Source organism: Bradyrhizobium sp. BR 1433 (assembly GCF_051547665.1).
Lineage (GTDB): Bacteria > Pseudomonadota > Alphaproteobacteria > Rhizobiales > Xanthobacteraceae > Bradyrhizobium > Bradyrhizobium australafricanum.
The window spans coordinates 7,712,127-7,729,902 of record NZ_JBPUGG010000001.1 but is presented as its reverse complement, the minus strand read 5'-3'; the positions used below and the strand labels follow the sequence as shown (position 1 = coordinate 7,729,902).

The following is a 17,776-nucleotide window of genomic DNA, read 5'->3' as shown; positions in this document are numbered from 1 at the left end:
GTCTGCGTACCGAAGGCGCATGCCATTTGGCCTCATGGCTCGTACCGATGCAAGGGGGTCCCGGGCGATTCTGGGCGCGCCCGCGGCCCCCGGGCGCCGGGCCGGATTGCCACGGCTCCCGCCAAGGCCTTAAATGTCCGGAACCAACAAGCCCAAGGTCTTCAATATGCCAGCACCCGCCCCCTCCGCCACCGACCCCGCTTTGCTCCGCATCGACGGCGCCATCGCGACCATCACACTGAACCGGCCGGCCGCGTTCAACGCGATCGACATGACGATTGCCAAGAAGCTCGAGCAGCTCAGCGCCGAGGTCGAAGCCAACAAGGACGTTCGCGTACTGGTCATCGAGGGCGAAGGCCGCGCCTTCTGCGCCGGTGGCGATTTGCAGACCATCGGCGCCGCGACCGAAGCCAACAATGTCGCCCCCGTGGTCGGCGAGATGCTTCACCACTACCATGCCTTCATCGAGACGGTCCGGCGGATGCCGAAGATCGTTCTATCCAGCGTGCATGGTTCGGCGGCCGGCGCCGGCATGGGCCTCGCGTTCGTGACCGACCTTTGTATCGCCGCGGACGATGCCCGCTTCACGCCCGCCTATGCCAAGATCGGCGTGTCGCCGGATGGCGGCAGCACGGTCGGCATCGTCGGCACGGTCGGTACCCGCCGCGCGCTGCAGATTTTCCTGGCCGAGGATGGGTTCACCGCGCAGCAAGCCTATGAATGGGGTCTCGTCATCAAGACCGTCCCCGCGGCCGAGCTGAAGGCGGCGACGCGACAGCTCGCCGAGCGCCTGGCGCAAAATCCGCCCGCCGCGATCGCGGGGACCAAATCACTGGTCTATCAGGCCGCCACCACGCCGACCAAGCAGCAGCTCGACGCCGAGGAACACAAGATCATCACGGCGATGCATACCGATGATTTCCGCGTCGCCGTGAAGAAGTTCACCAGCAAGTCGAAGTAGGGGTTTGGCTAGTTCGGGCAAATGTACCCCGTGCCGCCGGGTGCCTTGAAGCAGCCGACCGATTCCGGGATCACCTGTTTGGGCAGCCACAGCACGACCTTCGGAAAATAGATCGTGAAGCAGATCGTGACCAGGAACACGACATAGATCGGCAGCGCCGCCCGCAACGCTTTTGCAAAACTGATGCCGACGAATTTCGAGGCCATCAGCAGCACGAGCCCGTAGGGCGGCGTGATCAGGCCGAACGCCAGCGTTGCGATCAGCACCACGCCCATATGCACGCCGTTGATGTCGCCCGCCTGGGTCAGCGCGTTGACCAGCGGCATGAAGATGATGATGGTCGGCACCGGCTCGATGAAGTCGCCGACCACGGTGAACAGCAACACCATCAAGAGCATGATGAGGTGCGGGTCGTTACCGGCGATCGAGGTGATCCAGTCGGCGATGTAGATCGCGCCGCGCAGATAGGCCAGCATCCAGCCGAACGCGTTCGCCGCGCCGATCGTGATCAGCGGCAGCGAGAAGATCAGGCCGGCGAGGCAGAAATCATACGGGATCTTCTTCAGGTGCCCGCGGTTCAGCGCCGGGATCACCACGACGATGATGTAGGCGACCGCGACGACCCCGGCCTCGGTCGGCGTGAACCAGCCGGTCAGGATGCCGCCCAGCAGGATCACCGGGATCATCATCGGTAGCGCCGCGTCACCGGCGGCGAACGCAACCTGGCGCAGCGGCGCGCGCGGCTTGCGCAGGCCCGAGGGACCGAAGAAGTAGCAGTAGATCATCAGCCCGAAGCCGATCATCAGCCCGGGGACCACACCGGCCATGAACAGCCCGGCGATCGAGACATTGCCGACCGCGCCATAGACCACCGCCGTGATGCTCGGCGGCACCAGCGCTGCGATCGTCGAAGCCGAGGCGATGATCGCGGCGATGAAGGCCGGCTCATACCCTTCCCGCCGCATCGGCCCGCCGAGCGCCCGGCTCATGACCGCGACATCGGCGGTGGTCGAGCCGGACATTTCCGAGAAGAACATGCTGAAGACGACAACGACCTGCGACAGCCCGCCCCTGATGTGACCGACCAGCGAGACCGACAGATTGGCGATGCGGACCACGACATTTGCCGAGCTCATGAGCTCGCCGACCAGCAGGAAGAACGGGATCGCAAGCAGCGCCTCGGAATCGACGCCGTCGAAGATCTTCTGGATGATCGCCGCCAGCGAGACGTCTGATAGCACTGCGCCGACGAACACGCCGGCCATCAGCGAGAACGGCACGGGCACGCCGAGATAGCCGAAGAACAGGAAGCAGAACGACATCAGCAGAAGCACGACCGGTGCGCTCACGGCTGCACTCCCGTCGTCGCGCGGGTATCGATCGCAGGAATCGGAAGGTGGTCATCCGGCGGCTCTGGATGGTCGAAGCCATTGCGGATCCCGTTGACGAGCTGCTCGATCGTGAACAGGCCGATCAGGATGCCGGACAGCGGGATCACCGCATAGAGCGAGGCGATCGGCGTACCGGACGGCAGGCGGAAGCTGCCGAAGCCTCGGAGGTAATTTTGATAGCCGTACCAGACCAGGCAGAAGGCGACACCCAGCACCACCAGACGGATGACGATCTCGACGATCAGCCGCGACCTGCCATGCAGCGCTTCGGAGATCGCGGTGAGATAGAGGTGGTCGTTGCGCCGTGTCGCGACCGCGGCCCCGATGAAGATCGCGTAGATGAACAGCGTCGAGGTCATCTCCTGCAGCCACAGCCAGGGATGACCGATGGTGCGGGTGACGATGTCGGCGGTGACAGAGAGCGAGAAGCCGAAGCACAGCAGGCCGCACAGCATCATCAGCATCAGCTCGAGCCGGTCGAGCGCCCGCCATTTCAGATGCCGCTGCCGTTGCAGCACCAGTGTGTCGGCGATGGCCATCGAATGCTCCGTCCTCGTATGCCGTCCCGGCGAAGGCCGGGACCCAACCACCGGCGCCTGATGCTTTGAGAAAGAACGGCGGCCCGGTGCTTCAATGGACGAGCCGCGGCGTATGGGTCCCGACCTTCGCCGGGACGACGCAGGAAGTGGGCTAGTTGATCGCGCGGATCAAATTCTTGATCTTCTCCGCATGCGGGCCGAGATCCTTGGCGAGCTTGTCGAGATAGGGATCGGCGACCGCGGTAAAGCTCTTCTTGTCCACATCCTCGACCACCTTGACGCCGAACGACTTCAGTTTTGCAGCCGCGTTCTTCTCCAATTCGAACGCCTTCGCCGGCTCCTTGGCGCTCACCTCGGCGGCCGCCGTCGTCACCCAGGCCTTCTGCTCGGCTGAAAGGCTCTGCCACAGCTTGTCGCTGATGAACAACAGCGCATTGTTGGCCTCATGCTCGGTCATCGAGAGCACCGGCGCGACTTCGTAGTGCTTGTTGACGAGGTAAACGTTCACGCTGTTTTCCGCCGCCTCGACGACGCCGGTCTGCAGCGACGTGTACACGCTGCCGAACGGCATATGGACGGTTTGCGCCGCGTAAGCCGGGAAGATCGTGTCTTCCGTGGCCGTCGCCTGAACACGAATCTTCACCCCCTTGAGATCGTTGACGTTGTGGATTTCCTTCCTGGCGTAGATGCTCCTTACGCCTTGGCTGCCGGTCGCGATGACATGAAGACCTTGCGACGTGTCGTCGATCATCGCCTTGATCGCATCGATCACCTTCGGATCGGCAAGCGCCTTCACCACATGGTTGGCGTCGCGGAACAGGAAATGCAGCGACATCACACCGGCCTGAGGCGAGATAGTCGCGGTGTTCGCCGATGAGATGATCGCGAATTCGATGTCTCCGGATTTCACGAGCTGCAGCAGCTGCGGCTCCTGTCCGAGTTGGGCGCCCGGATATTGATCGACGATCATGGTCCCCTTGCTCAACTCCTTGAGCTTGGCGGAGAACATGTCGTAGGCGACGCTATAACCGGTATTGAGCTGCTGATCGTGCGCGAAGCGGTAGTGCTTGACTTCCTGCGCGCCGGCGCGCGGCGGCAACAGCAACGCTGCCGCCGCCATGGCGATCCCGACGATCCTGGCTGAATAGCCCATCGCGACGTTCCCCCTGTTTTTAATTAAGGGGATCATCCCACCAGTCGCGCAGGATTGTCAATAAAACAGAGGTAATCAGCTCGTCGCAGGCGCCAACGAGCACCACATCGCAGAAATTATCGACAATTCGGCAGGTGCGCCGAACTTTGCAAGCTACTTCCCCTTGGCGCGCATGAAGTCGAAATCGCAGCCCTCGTCGGCCTGCAGGATGGTCTCGTTGAAGAGATGCGCGTAGCCGCGCCTGGCCCAATCGGGGGTAGCGGCCGGCGCGAGCGCGTCGCGGCGCTTCTGCAATTCGGCCTCGTCGACCAACAAATCGATGCTGCGCTTGGCGACATCGAGCCGGATCATGTCGCCGTTCCGCACCAGGCCGAGCGGACCGCCGACGGCGGCTTCCGGCGTGATGTGCAGCACGATGGTGCCGAACGCGGTGCCGCTCATCCGCGCATCGGAGATGCGGACCATATCCTTCACGCCGGCGCGCGCGAGTTTCTTCGGGATCGGCAGGTAACCCGCCTCGGGCATGCCGGGCGCGCCCTTCGGGCCGGCATTGCGCAGCACCAGCACGTCGTCGGCGGTCACATCGAGCGCGGGATCGTCGACCCGCAGCGTCATGTCCTCGACCGACTCGAACACCACGGCGCGGCCGGTGTGCTGCAACAGCTTCGGGCTCGCCGCCGACTGCTTGATCACGGCACCGCGCGGCGCGAGATTGCCGTGCAGGATCGCCATCGCGCCTTCGGACTTGATCGGGTTCGCCTTGGAGCGGATCGCGTCCTGCCCCGGCACATCCTCAGCATTGGCGACGACCTCACGCAAGGTCTGGCCGGTGATGGTCTTGGTATCGAGATCGATGAGGTCGCCGAGCTGCGCCATCAGCTTCGGCACGCCGCCGGCGTGATGGAAATGCTCCATGTAGTGTTCGCCCGACGGCTTGAGGTCGACCAGCACCGGGACCTCGCGGCCGAGCTTGTCGAACGCCTCGAGGTCGATCCTGTGCGGCGAGCGGTTGGCGATCGCCGTGAGATGGATCAGCCCGTTGGTCGAGCCGCCGATCGCCTGCATGACGACCTGGGCGTTGCGGAACGAGGACGGCGTCAGGATCTCGCTCGGCTTCGGTCCCTTGGTCTTCGCCATCTCGGCGGCGACGCGGCCGCTGGCCTCGGCGGAACGGAAGCGTTCGGCATGGGGCGCCGGGATCGTCGCGCTCATCGGCAGCGACAGGCCGAGCGCCTCGGTGATGCAGGCCATGGTGGAGGCAGTGCCCATCACCATGCAGGTGCCGACCGAGGGCGCGAGGCGGCCGTTCACCGCCTCGATCTCGTTGTCGTCGATCTCGCCGGCGCGATACTTGCCCCACAGCCGGCGGCAGTCGGTGCAGGCGCCGAGCACCTCGCCCTTGTGATGGCCGACGACCATGGGCCCGACCGGAATCACCACCGTCGGCAGATCGGCGCTGATCGCGGCCATGATCTGCGCCGGCAAGGTCTTGTCGCAACCGCCGATCACGATCACCGCATCCATTGGCTGGGCGCGGATCATCTCCTCGGTATCCATCGCCATCAGGTTGCGCAGATACATCGAGGTCGGGTGCGCAAAGCTCTCCGCGATCGAGATGGTCGGGAACACGAACGGCATCGCGCCCGACAGCATCACGCCGCGCTTCACGGCCTCGATGATGTCAGGCACGTTGCCGTGGCAGGGATTGTAGTCGCTGTAGGTGTTGGTGATGCCGACGATCGGGCGATTGAGCGCATCGTCAGAATAGCCCATCGCCTTGATGAACGCCTTGCGCAGGAACAGCGAGAAGCCGGCGTCACCATAGCTTGTCAGTCCCTTGCGAAGTCCGTCGGCCATTTTCTTCTCGTCCCGTGGTTGTTCGGCCGCACTTAAGGAGCGGCAGGAATTATTGTCGATATGAGATAATCCGGTCGCGGCTTGTGGCTGGTCTGCGGCAAAATCGCCCCCATTATTGACAATAACCGTGGCGCCATGCTGACCTCAGGCACCGATCCAAAGCCGAGAGCGCATGACAGCCGAGCCCACATTGCCCGAACTCCAGGCCCCCTCGCGCGAGGAGGAACAAGCGGAGGTGATCCGCCGGCTGGAGGAGGACATCATCTTCGGCCGCTTCGCGCCCGGTTTGCGGCTGGTCGAGGATAACCTGATGCAGCGCTACGGTGCGAGCCGGCATTTCGTCCGCCAGGCCCTGTTCCAGCTCGAGCGCCAGGGCATCGTGCTGCGCGAGAAGAATGTCGGCGCCACGGTGCGGTTCTATTCGGCCGAGGAAGTGCGGCAGATCTATGAGGTGCGCGAGATGCTGACGCGGCAGGCCGCGCTGATGATCGCCCTGCCCGCGCCGCAAAGCCTGATCGACCAGTTGAGCGAGCTGCAACGGCACTACTGCATCAAGGCCGAGGCGCAGGACATGCGCGGCATTCACGAGACCAACGATGCGTTCCACCTCGCGCTGTTCTCCGCCTGCGGCAATCCCTATCTGGTCCGCTCGCTGCAGGACTACATGAACCTGACGCTGCCGATGCGCGCCAAGAACCTCGCCGACAGCGAGGGCCTCGCATTGTCGCGCCGCCAGCACGAATTGATGATCGAGCTCTTGAAGGGCCGCGACAGCTGGGCGCTGGCGCAGCTTTGCGTCGATCACATGCAATACAGCAAGGCGGATTATCTCGTCCGCATCTCCAACGACAAAAAGCCGCAATAGCGCGATACGCGGCCTCCTCGTGAAGGAGACCGCGATGCGCTATGTGGCTATATTCCTTGGATCGATGGCCGTGCAGCTTGCGCTCGGCCGCGTTGGCGAAGCGGCCGATCCGCGCGCGACGCAGCTCACCTACGAGCCCTGGACCAAGACGTGCCTGACAGAGGCGAGTTGCTTCGTCGGCGCTGCCGCGCGCGGTCAGTGCTCGCCGTCGGGCGGCACACTGAGCGTCTCGCCGCAGAGCAGCAAGCGCGCGATCGTGAGCGCCAATGTCGGAACGCGGACCATGCTGGAAGGCACGATCAGCCTCCGCATCGATCAGGACGAGCCGATCCGGATCGCCAGGCCGCATTGCTACACGCTCGGCTGCGGCGGCACGCTCGAGGCCGATGGCGAAATGATCGAGCGGCTGAAGCACGCGCAGACCATCGCCGTCGAAGCCAAGAATCTCACCGGGCAGACCATCAGCCTCGCCTTTCCCCTCACGCACTTCGCCGAGACCTTTGACGGGCCCGGCAGCCCGCCCAAGACATCCGGGCAAGGTTCGAAGGACGCGCAGCAGCACACCGAATCCGTGAAGCAACTGCCGCAATGCGAGGATTGATCACTTCTTCCAGTCGATCGCCCTCTCCTTGTCGCCGTCGAACTCCATGCTGCAGAACGCTCCGCCCTGGTAATAGTCGCCGACCGGATCCGGCGGCAGCTTGGCCTGCTCGGCCATCGCGTGCTCGCGGAAATCCTCAGCCCTTCCGGTCGGACGATAGCCGAGATCGTAGGCGCGGTGATTGTCCCACCACGAGCGCTCATTGTAGGACGCGCCGTACAGCACCTCGAAATGGATGTCGGGATGCTCGAGCCCGATGCGGCAGAGCTGGACGAGGTCTTCCGGCTTGAGCCAGATCGAGAGCCTGCGGTGGTCGAGCGGCGCCTCGCCGAAATTTCCGATCCGCAGGCACGTGACCTTGATGCCGTGCTTGTCGGCATAGAGCGCGCCGACGCCTTCGCCGAACACCTTGCTCACACCGTAGCGACTGTCCGGCCGCGCGGTAACGTCGGTGCCGATGCGGTGATGACGCGGATAGAACCCGACCGCGTGATTGGATGAGGCGAAGATCACGCGCTTGACGCCCTTTTTGCGCGCCGCCTCGAACAGATTGTAGCAACCGATGATGTTGGACTGCAGGATCGCGTCCCAGGGGCCTTCGACCGAATAGCCGCCGAAATGCAGAATGCCGTCGACGCCTTCGCAGATCGCCTCGACCTGTGCGAGGTCGGCGAGATCGGCCGCCTTGAACTTTTCGTTGCTGCCGAGATCGGAGGGCTGCTTGATATCGCTCAGCAGGAGATCCGGATAGATCGGCGGCAGCAGCTTGCGCAGGCTCGTTCCGATTCCCCCTGATGCGCCGGTCATCAATATGCGTGGCATGCCGTCCCTCTTCTTTCCTGATTGCTCCGGTCGAATTGCGGTCGCAGGCCGACAATGATAGCAAACCAGGCGCTCAAGGAAACACCATCGAAACACAACAACGAGAACAGCAAATGTCCGATGTTCATTCCGCCGGCTGGCGTCCCGCGACCTGCTATCCCGATCCCGCGATCCGCACGCTCGATCCGCGCTTCGAGAAATACTGGCTGAAACTCTCCGCCGTCGAACGCATCGCCACCGGCCTGCGCTGGGCCGAGGGTCCGGTGTGGTTCGGCGACGGCCGCTATCTGTTGTGCAGCGACATCCCGAACCAGCGCATCCTCAAATGGGAGGAAGAGACCGGCGCGGTCAGCATCTTCCGCAAGCCGTCGAACTTCGCCAACGGCAACACCCGCGATCGCCAGGGCCGGCTGATCACCTGCGAGCATGGCGGCCGCCGCGTGGTGCGCACCGAATATGATGGATCGATTACGGTGCTGATCAATTCCTTCGGCGGCAAGCGGCTGAACTCGCCAAACGACGTCGTGGTGAAATCCGACGGCTCGATCTGGTTCACCGATCCGATCTTCGGCCTGCTCGGCAACTACGAAGGCTACAAGGCCGATCCCGAGATCGAGCCCAACGTCTACCGGCTCGATCCCGCAACCCGCGAGTCCACCATCGTCGCCGAGGGCGTGCTGGGACCGAACGGGCTGTGCTTCTCGCCGGACGAGAAGATCCTCTACGTCGTCGAATCCCGCGGCGAGCCGAACCGCAAGATCCTCGCCTATGACGTCGCAGCCGACGGCAAGACGATCTCCAACAAGCGCGTCTTCATCGACGCCGGCCCGGGCACACCCGACGGCATGCGCTGCGACATCGACGGCAATCTGTGGTGCGGCTGGGGCATGGGTGATCCCGAACTCGACGGCGTCGTCGTGTTCGCGCCCGACGGCGTCATGATCGGCCGCATCGCGCTGCCGGAGCGCTGCGCCAACCTCTGCTTCGGCGGCGTCAAGCGCAACCGCCTGTTCATGGCGGCGAGCCAGTCGATCTATGCGCTCTACGTCAACACCCAAGGCGCGCTCGGCGGCTAGCCCGGCCGTCATTGCGAGGAGCGAAGCGACGAAGCAATCCATCTGTCCGCCCGTGAGGAGAGATGGATTGCTTCGCTTCGCTCGCAATGACGGCGAGACTGCAACCTTCATCTTCGCAAGATTCGCACTCTTCAAGACCTTGCGCCCCCAAAATGGCTGACGCCGGAGCAGTTGCCTGCCCCGGCGCCGAAAGTCGCGTCTCTCGTGGCTCGGCTTACGCGGCGTTGTAGCCGGCGACCGCCTTGGCCTCGAGATATTCTTCCAGACCGTAGCGGCCCCATTCGCGGCCATTGCCGGACTGCTTGTAGCCACCGAACGGCGCGGTGCGCTCGTTCGGCACGCCCTGCAGGTTGACGTTGCCGGCGCGGATCTGGCGGCCGACGCGGCGCGCGGTTTCCACGGTGTCTGCGGAGACGTAACCGGCGAGACCATACGGCGTGTCGTTGGCGATCTTCACCGCGTCGGCTTCGTCCTTGGCGCCGAGGATGGTCAGCACCGGTCCGAAGATCTCTTCGCGGGCGATCGTCATGTCGTTGGTGACGTCGGCGAAGATGGTCGGACGGACATAGAAGCCCTTGTTGACGCCCTCGGGCAGGCCCGGGCCGCCGGCGACGAGCGTTGCGCCCTCGTCGATGCCCTTCTGGATCAGCGCCTGGATCTTGTCCCACTGGCCGCGGTTGACCACCGGACCGATCGTGGTGCCGTCGGCACGCGGATCGCCGGCCTTGGTCTTGTCGGCGATGCCCTTCGCGATGGCGGCCACTTCCTTCATCTTGGAGAGCGGCACGATCATGCGCGACGGCGCGTTGCAGGACTGGCCCGAGTTGTTGAACATGTGCATCACGCCGCCGGTCACCGCCTTGGTCAGGTCGGCACCGTCGAGGATCACGTTCGGCGACTTGCCGCCGAGCTCCTGGCTGACGCGCTTCACGGTCGGGGCCGCACGCTTGGCGACGTCGACGCCGGCGCGGGTCGAACCGGTGAACGAGATCATGTCGATGTCCGGGTGCTCGCTCATCGCGGCACCTACCTCCGGGCCGAGGCCGTTGAGCAGGTTGAACACACCCTTCGGCACGCCGGCTTCATGGAGGATTTCCGCAAAGATCAGCGCCGAGGTCGGGGTGAACTCCGACGGCTTCAGGATCATGGTGCAACCGGCGGCGAGCGCGGGCGCGACCTTGCAGGCGATCTGGTTGAGCGGCCAGTTCCAGGGGGTGATCATGCCGACGACGCCGACCGGCTCGCGCACGATCACGGCGGTGCCCATGGTCTCCTCGAACTCGTACTTCTTCAGCACTTCGAGGGTGTTCATGAGGTGGCCAAGGCCGGCGCCGGCCTGCAGCTTCTCGGCCATCGGTAACGGCGCGCCCATTTCGTCGGAGACGGCCGCGCCGATCTCCTTCATGCGGCCCTTGTAGACCTCGACGATCTTGGTGAGCAGCGCGACGCGCTCCTCGCGGCTGGTCCGGGAAAAGGTCTCGAAGGCGCGCTTGGCGGCGGCGACTGCCTTGTCGACATCGGCCTTGGAGCCGAGCGCAATCTCATACATCGCTTCTTCGGTCGCCGGATTGACGACCGGGGTGGACTTGCCTTTGACGACGGGATCGACCAGGCGCCGTCGATGTAGAATTGCATGCGATTGACCATCGGAAACCTCTTGTACGGGGCGTATGGAATGGGGAACGAAAGCGTTCGGCAGGCATCCTTGCACGAAAGCCCGGCGAATTGAACCCGCCATATGCGGGACGCGGCTCGTGCGCGCGAACAGCATATAATGTCGCTATCGCGCAGGTGGCAAGGTTGGTCTCGTCGCCCCGGCGAAGGCCGGGGCCCATAACCACCGCCGGCAATTGGTAAAGGGTGCTGTTAAAACGAGTCGCGTTTACTTGCTGCCAGTTGTGGTAATGGGTCCCGGCCTTCGCCGGGACGACGATGTGGCTACACCGCCATCTTGCGATGCCGCACCGGGGCGCCGACCGAGACGCTTTCCGCCGCGTCGATGATGGCATTGGCGTCGATGCCGTAGTGGCGGTAGAGGTCGCCGATCGTGCCGGTCTGGCCGAAATGCCCGACACCGAGCGCCTCGACGCGGTGGCCACGCACGCTGCCGAGCCAGCCGAGCGTTGCCGGATGGCCGTCGATCACGGTCACAATGCCGCAGTCGCGGCCGAGCGGCGCCAGCATGCGCTCGATATAACTCAAATGCTGCGCGCCGCGGCGGTCGCGGCGCAAATTCCGCGCGGCGGACCAACCCGCATAGAGCCGGTCGGCGGAGGTGACCGCCAGCAGACCGACGTCGCGGTGGCTCTCGCCGATCAGGCCGACCGCCTCGATCGCCTCCGGCGCGACGGTGCCGGTATACGCAATGACGATGTCGCAGTTCGGGCCCGGCTTGCGCATCCAGTAGGCGCCGTCGGTGATGTCGCGCTGCAGGTCCGGGGTCATGATCCGTTGCGGCTGCTCCAGCGTCCGGGTCGAGAGTCGCAAGTAAACCGAACCACCCTCGGCGCCCTCCCGCTGCATGTGGCCGAACCCCCAGCCCATGATCACGGCAAGTTCATCGACGAAGGCCGGATCGAACGAGGCGAGCCCGTCCTGCCCGATCCCGATCAAGGGCGTCTTGATCGACTGATGCGCGCCGCCTTCCGGCGCCAGCGAGATGCCCGACGGCGTCGCAGCCACCATGAAGCGGGCATCCTGGTAGCAGGCGTAGTTCAGCGCATCGAGACCGCGTTCGATGAAGGGATCGTACAGCGTGCCGACCGGCAACAGCCGCGCGCCGTTGATCTGGTGCGACAGGCCGAGCGCCGACAGCATGATGAACAAATTCATCTCGGCGATGCCGAGCTCGAGATGCTGTCCCTTCGGCGAATATTCCCAGGTGTAGGCCGACGGGATCTTCTCCTGCCGGAACAGGTCGTGGTTCTCCGCCTTCGCGAACAGGCCGCGGCGGTTGACCCAGGCGCCGAGATTGGTCGACACGGTGACATCGGGCGATGCGGTGACGATGCGCGAGGCGAGTTCGCTATCGCCGCGCGCCAGCTCGTGCAGCACGAGACCAAAACCCTGTTGCGTAGACATCTGCGCCGAGGCCTTGAAGGCAAGCCGTTCCGGCACATCGACTTCAGGCGCCGACAGGCGGCGGCGCCCCTCGCGGTTGAACGACGCCTCGGCGAGGAAGGCCTCGAGCCTCGCAGGCTCCTGCGACAGGCCCTCGAACTTGTCCCATTCATGACCGGGGCGGATGTTCTGCGCGGCGCGCCACTTCTCCATCTGGGCCACCGTCATCAGGCCGGCGTGGTTGTCCTTGTGGCCCTGCATCGGCAGGCCGACACCCTTGATGGTATAGGCGATGAAGCAGACCGGCCGATCATGGTCGATCGCCTCGAAGGCCTCGATCATGCTCGCCATATCGTGGCCGCCGAGGTTCGACATCAGCGCCAGCAACTCGTCATCGCTGCGGCGCTCGATCAGCGCCGACACCTCGCCCTGGTCGCCGATGTCGTCGCGCAGATGCTTGCGGAACGCGGCGCCGCCCTGGAAGCAGAGCGCGGCGTACATCTGGTTCGGGCAGTTGTCGATCCAGCGCCGCAGCGCCTCGCCGCCGGGCTCGGCGAACGCCTCGAGCATCAGCTTGCCGTACTTCACGATCACCACGTCCCAGCCGAAGTTGCGGAACATGGTCTCGAACTTGGCCCACAGCCCCTCGCGCACCACGGCGTCGAGCGACTGCCTGTTGTAGTCGACCACCCACCATGTGTTGCGCAGGCCGTGCTTCCAGCCTTCGAGCAGCGCCTCGAAGATGTTGCCTCGTCCATCTCGGCGTCGCCGACCAGCGCGATCATGCGGCCCTCCGGCCGGTCCTGCAGCCAGCCATGCGCCTTGACGTAGTCCTGCACCAGCGAGGCGAACAATGTCTGCGCGACGCCGAGGCCGACCGAGCCGGTCGAGAAGTCGACGTCGTCGCTGTCCTTGGTGCGCGAGGGGTAGGACTGCGCGCCCTTGTAGCCGCGAAAATTCTCCAGCTTGTCGCGGGTCTGGTGGCCGAACAGATACTGGATGGCGTGGAACACCGGGCTCGCATGCGGCTTCACCGCGACGCGGTCCTGCGGGCGCAACACCGAGAAATAAAGCGCCGACATGATGTTGGCGAGCGAGGCCGACGAGGCCTGGTGGCCGCCGACCTTCAACCCGTCGGTAGAGGGCCGCACATGGTTGGCGTGATGGATGGTCCACGACGACAGCCACAGCACCTTGCGGGCCAGGGCGGACAGCATGTCGAGGCGTTCAGGCGCGATTCCCATGGCAATGCTCCGGGCGATATGCCGGAATGTTACTGCCGCAGGCGGCGGCGAAAATCTCAATTCCACGCGACAGCACAGGAAAAATTGGGATAAATTCCCACGATCCGACTTCAACTGACGAGTTCATCCCAATGCCTGCCCTCGATGCCATCGACCGCAAGATCCTGAGTCTGCTCCAGACCGACAGCCGCATGACCATGCAGGAACTCGCCGACAAGGTCGGGCTGTCGGTGTCGCCCTGCCACCGCCGGGTCAAGCTGCTCGAGGAGCGCGGCGTGATCTCTCGCTACATCGCAACCGTCGACCAGAAGTCGATCGGGCTGCACGTCTCCGTCTTCATCTCGATCAAGCTGGCGCGGCAGAAGGAGGAAGACCTCAACCGCTTCGCGCGCGCGATCTCGAAATGGGACGAGGTGCTCGAATGCTATCTGATGACCGGCAACCGCGACTATCTGCTGCGCGTCGTCGCCGCCGACCTTTCCTCCTATGAGGCATTCCTGAAGAACAAGCTGACCCGGCTCGACGGCATCGCCTCGATCGAGTCGAGCTTTGCGCTGAGCCAGGTGAAGTATTCGACGGCGTTGCCGGTGTGAGGGCGTTGGTTGGTCACTCGAATGACGCCAACCCCACAGTGTCGTCCCGGCGAAGGCCGGGACCCATACGCCGCAGCAGTTGTTGTGAGAGGGACTCGTCGTTGCAGCATCGCTTAACAATTTGCATTTGGGGTTATGGGTTCCCTGCTTTCGCAGGGACGGCACTGAGTGTGTGAATCGTCCGAGCTTTGCATCTCGTTCCGTTTTGCAAAAGAGGCTTGCGCCGTCGGGCAACTCAGTGATTGGCGCTGGCGCCCTGCCCGGCTGGACGGCCTCGCCGCGACAACCAGGCTACGGCGCGATCCATATCCCAATCACGATGATGGCCAGTGAGACGGCAATGACCAGCATATCGGTGGTGAGCCAATCCGGCATTCCGTTTGATGGCTGCTCGCTCATGTCCGCGACTCCTTCTGTTCGCGTCGAGCCAACATGCTGGAGCGGACCGGCGCGAACGAGGATGAACTGGTTCACATAAAGCTAGGAAAAAGCGGCAAATTCCGCGTGGTTTAGCGCGCTCAAGTTGCGCCACACGGTCGATCTGCCGCGCAGGTTTCTGAACATGTTCGACAACGCCGACGCTTCGGCACAGTCACCATCGTCGTCGTTCAACGCGCTGCGAGAGGCGGCTGAACGTCGCCGGATTGTCGGCGCAACTCGGCGCCGACCTGCCGCCACGCGACAGGCCGCACACGGCCGACGAAGTGGCCGAGGTAGTGGACTCGCCGCCCCGTCCTGATCCTCACAGCACCTTGCGCTGTGCGAGGTTCTTCATCAGCGCACCGACGCCGAAGGTCCAGGGCTCGCATTCGTCGCTATTGCGCATCCGGTTGACCAGCTTGCCGAGCTGTGGTGCGGCGATGGTCACGATGTCGTCGCGCTTGTGGGTAAAGCCCTCGCCCTTGGCATCGCGATCCTTGACCGGCGCGAACATCGTGCCGAGGAACAGCGCAAATCCATCAGGATATTGATGCACGGGGCCGATGGTCTGGGCGACCAGATCGGTCGGGTCGCGGCTGATCTTGCTGATCGAGGAATGGCCCTCGAGCACGAAGCCGTCCGCGCCAGTCACGGTCAGGCCGACATCCATCTTCCTGACATCGTCGAGCGAGAAGGTCTGGTCGAACAGCCGGAGCAGCGGACCGATCGCGCAGGACGCGTTGTTGTCCTTGGCCTTCGACAGCAACAGCGCCGAGCGCCCCTCGAAGTCGCGCAGATTGACGTCGTTGCCGAGCGCGGCGCCGACGATCTTGCCGGCGGCGGAGACAACAAGCACGACCTCCGGCTCCGGATTATTCCAGGTCGACTTCGGATGCAGCCCGGCATCCATGCCTGATCCGACCGAGGACAGCGTCGGCGCCTTGGTGAACACTTCGGCGTCGGGACCGATGCCGACCTCGAGATACTGGCTCCAGGCATTCTGATCGATCAGCACCTGCTTCAGTTTCATCGCCTGCTCGGAGCCGGGCTTCAGCTTGGAGAGATCGTCGCCGACCAGGCGCACCACCTCCTTGCGGATCGCGTCCGCCGAGGACGGATTGCCGCGTGCCCGCTCCTCGATCACGCGCTCCAGCATCGAGATCGCGAAGGTGACGCCGGCGGCCTTCAGCACCTGGAGATCGACCGGCGCCAGCAGGTGCGGCCTGGCCTTGTCGCGGCCGTCGGGCGGGGTGTTGGCGAGGATCGCCTCGAAATCGCCGATCCGCTCGCCGCGCGTGGCGCGCAGCGCGGCCGCGGGATCGCTTTCCTCGCAGAGCGCGCTCACCGTCGGGAACCGCGCCGTGACATCGAACACACCGTCTGCCCGCACCGCGACGACGGCCGGCCCGCCGGCCTGCGGCAACCAGACCCGCCCGACCAGCGTGCCGGCGGTGCCGTCCTCCGGCAGGACGTCTTTTGGCGTGAGCGAAATCATCGGCACATCTCCCTTTTTGGTTTTGTCGGCTTGTTAGCACAGTCCGCCCGGCGGCGTGAAACAGCGGTCACGGCATTGTCATAGAGGGGTAACATCGCCCGTCAATGCTGCCGTCCGATCCATCTAACACACTGAAAGACGGACCTTCATGACGACCTCCGCCCTCACCGACGAAGCCTCCCGGGATGAAGCCTTGCGGGACGAAGCCTTGCGGGACGAAGCCTTGCGCGCCCGCATCCATCAGGAGATGGCCGACAGCCTCGACGAGGAACTCGAGCTCGAGCTCGACGACATGAGGCTCGACGAGCTCGACCATGACGGCGCCGCCGGCAGGCCGTCGATCGACCGCAAGTTCTATTTCCGCGAATTGCTGCGGCTGCAGGGCGAGCTGGTCAAGCTGCAGGACTGGGTGCAGCACGAGAAGAAGAAGGTCGTCGTGCTGTTCGAGGGCCGCGATTCCGCCGGCAAGGGCGGCGTGATCAAGCGCATCACCCAGCGGCTCAACCCGCGGGTGTGCCGGATCGCGGCGCTGCCGGCGCCGAACGAGCGCGAGCGCACGCAATGGTACTTCCAGCGCTATGTCTCGCATCTGCCGGCCGGCGGCGAGATCGTGCTGTTCGACCGCAGCTGGTACAACCGCGCCGGCGTCGAGAAGGTGATGGGGTTCTGCAGCGACGAGCAGTATGAGGAATTCTTCAACTCGGTGCCGGAATTCGAGCGCATGCTGATCCGCTCCGGCACCGTCCTCCTGAAATACTGGTTCTCGATCACCGACGAGGAACAGGCGTTCCGCTTCTCGATGCGGATCCAGGATCCGCTGAAGCAGTGGAAGCTGAGCCCGATGGACGTCGAGGCGCGGACCCGCTGGGAGCTCTACACCAAGGCCAAGGAAACGATGCTGGAACGCACGCACCTGCAGGACTCGCCGTGGTGGATCGTCGATGCAGTCGACAAGAAGCGCGCGCGGCTCAACTGCATCTCGCATCTCTTGAGCCAGATCCCCTATCAGGCGGTCACCCACCAGCCGGTGGTGCTGCCGCCGCGGGTGCGCAACCCGGACTACCACCGCGGCCCGATCCCGCAGGAGATGTACGTGCCGGGACGATATTGATTCTGGGCGCGCGCACGCTCTGTCCTCCCCGCTTACGGGGGAGGATCACTAAATCGCGATTGTAGATTGTGAGGCAGCTCACTGGTCCTTTTGCGCCCTCCCTTTAAACCAGAGGTTGCTCGCAATTCGCGGGCTAGAAGGAGGCGTACGCTATGTTGAAAGAACATCTTGAAAGCAAAAGCTCGGCGACCGACCAGCCAGAAAGCTATAAGGGTGTTGCGACACATGCTATCCAAACCCTTGACCTCAGTTGGAGCGCGCCTATTCGTTACGGCGATTGCAAGCTGTCCGGCTTCTTGAACGGCACCCTGAACAACGGCCCCACTCTCAGGCTTCGTTCTGACGGAACAGCAGAATTGCTGGCAAAATTTTTCTCGACCGACGACGGTGATGTTTGGGTTATCGATCGTCTCGTTCTTTTGGACATTCACGGGACGGTGCTTTTTCAGTTTCCACACCTTTCAAGCCCAGAAACCCAGACAGACAACCAAGTGCTCGATTGGGTAGCCGAACTGAGCTTCCCCGCCGTTTTCTTTTCTTCGGTCACAGGGGCGAACATGACCTATCGTTGCTAACCCCTAAGGGCGC

Annotated in this window: 13 protein-coding genes and 2 pseudogenes; 7 read left to right on the top strand and 8 right to left on the bottom strand. The window is 63.9% G+C overall.

The annotated features are described in order from the left end of the window. Positions 1–166: 166 nt before the first annotated feature. A complete protein-coding gene (locus ACSKB9_RS37190) occupies positions 167–961 on the top strand; it encodes an enoyl-CoA hydratase/isomerase family protein (protein ID WP_438080564.1) in 795 nt (264 codons plus the stop codon). Positions 962–969: 8 nt separating this feature from the next. Here the strand turns inward: ACSKB9_RS37190 and ACSKB9_RS37185 are convergent, their stop codons facing one another. The 4 genes from ACSKB9_RS37185 to ACSKB9_RS37170 form a co-directional block, all read right to left on the bottom strand. Then, the gene (locus tag ACSKB9_RS37185) at positions 970–2,310 is read right to left on the bottom strand and encodes a TRAP transporter large permease (RefSeq protein WP_438079405.1); all 1,341 of its coding nucleotides are present in this window, start codon (positions 2,308–2,310) and stop codon (positions 970–972) included. After that, positions 2,307–2,891, bottom strand: a complete 585-nt coding sequence (locus ACSKB9_RS37180; protein WP_438079403.1) for a TRAP transporter small permease — start codon at positions 2,889–2,891, stop codon at positions 2,307–2,309. Before ACSKB9_RS37180 ends, ACSKB9_RS37185 begins: the two co-directional genes overlap by 4 nt. Positions 2,892–3,042: 151 nt before the next feature. Continuing rightward, positions 3,043–4,044 carry a TRAP transporter substrate-binding protein gene (locus tag ACSKB9_RS37175; protein ID WP_438079401.1) on the bottom strand — a complete coding sequence of 334 codons (1,002 nt, stop codon included), beginning with the start codon at positions 4,042–4,044 and terminating at the stop codon, positions 3,043–3,045. A 153-nt stretch (positions 4,045–4,197) separates the two neighbouring features. Beyond that, the gene (locus tag ACSKB9_RS37170) at positions 4,198–5,901 is read right to left on the bottom strand and encodes an IlvD/Edd family dehydratase (RefSeq protein WP_438079399.1); all 1,704 of its coding nucleotides are present in this window, start codon (positions 5,899–5,901) and stop codon (positions 4,198–4,200) included. Between the two features lie 172 nt (positions 5,902–6,073). On the opposite strand from ACSKB9_RS37170, the gene ACSKB9_RS37165 reads away from it, so the two are divergent. Together ACSKB9_RS37165 and ACSKB9_RS37160 are read left to right on the top strand one after the other, a co-directional pair. Beyond that, complete coding sequence (locus tag ACSKB9_RS37165; RefSeq protein ID WP_057017495.1) at positions 6,074–6,766, top strand: GntR family transcriptional regulator; 693 nt, start codon at positions 6,074–6,076, stop codon at positions 6,764–6,766. A gap of 34 nt (positions 6,767–6,800) precedes the next feature. Then, positions 6,801–7,367, top strand: a complete 567-nt coding sequence (locus tag ACSKB9_RS37160; protein ID WP_438079397.1) for an invasion associated locus B family protein — start codon at positions 6,801–6,803, stop codon at positions 7,365–7,367. Here the strand turns inward: ACSKB9_RS37160 and ACSKB9_RS37155 are convergent, their stop codons facing one another. After that, the gene (locus ACSKB9_RS37155; RefSeq protein WP_438079395.1) at positions 7,368–8,189 is read right to left on the bottom strand and encodes an NAD-dependent epimerase/dehydratase family protein; all 822 of its coding nucleotides are present in this window, start codon (positions 8,187–8,189) and stop codon (positions 7,368–7,370) included. It abuts the gene before it with no gap. A 113-nt stretch (positions 8,190–8,302) separates the two neighbouring features. On the opposite strand from ACSKB9_RS37155, the gene ACSKB9_RS37150 reads away from it, so the two are divergent. Next, positions 8,303–9,265 carry an SMP-30/gluconolactonase/LRE family protein gene (locus ACSKB9_RS37150; protein WP_438079393.1) on the top strand — a complete coding sequence of 321 codons (963 nt, stop codon included), beginning with the start codon at positions 8,303–8,305 and terminating at the stop codon, positions 9,263–9,265. A gap of 214 nt (positions 9,266–9,479) precedes the next feature. Here the strand turns inward: ACSKB9_RS37150 and ACSKB9_RS37145 are convergent. Then, positions 9,480–10,912 (bottom strand): annotated as a pseudogene (locus tag ACSKB9_RS37145) (aldehyde dehydrogenase family protein). Between the two features lie 291 nt (positions 10,913–11,203). Continuing rightward, positions 11,204–13,569 (bottom strand): annotated as a pseudogene (locus tag ACSKB9_RS37140) (transketolase). Positions 13,570–13,700: 131 nt separating this feature from the next. On the opposite strand from ACSKB9_RS37140, the gene ACSKB9_RS37135 reads away from it, so the two are divergent. Then, positions 13,701–14,162: an Lrp/AsnC family transcriptional regulator gene (locus ACSKB9_RS37135; RefSeq protein ID WP_016841346.1), complete on the top strand. Its 462-nt coding sequence runs from the start codon at positions 13,701–13,703 to the stop codon at positions 14,160–14,162. Between the two features lie 742 nt (positions 14,163–14,904). Here ACSKB9_RS37135 and ACSKB9_RS37130 read toward each other — a convergent pair. Further along, positions 14,905–16,077, bottom strand: a complete 1,173-nt coding sequence (locus tag ACSKB9_RS37130) for a fumarylacetoacetate hydrolase family protein (protein WP_438079391.1) — start codon at positions 16,075–16,077, stop codon at positions 14,905–14,907. 247 nt (positions 16,078–16,324) lie between these two features. On the opposite strand from ACSKB9_RS37130, the gene ppk2 reads away from it, so the two are divergent. Continuing rightward, on the top strand, positions 16,325–17,188 hold the full coding sequence (ppk2, locus tag ACSKB9_RS37125; protein ID WP_253610070.1) for a polyphosphate kinase 2: 864 nt from the start codon (positions 16,325–16,327) through the stop codon (positions 17,186–17,188). A 152-nt stretch (positions 17,189–17,340) separates the two neighbouring features. Next, a complete protein-coding gene (locus ACSKB9_RS37120) occupies positions 17,341–17,763 on the top strand; it encodes a DUF6294 family protein (RefSeq protein WP_028331873.1) in 423 nt (140 codons plus the stop codon). Positions 17,764–17,776: the final 13 nt, after the last annotated feature.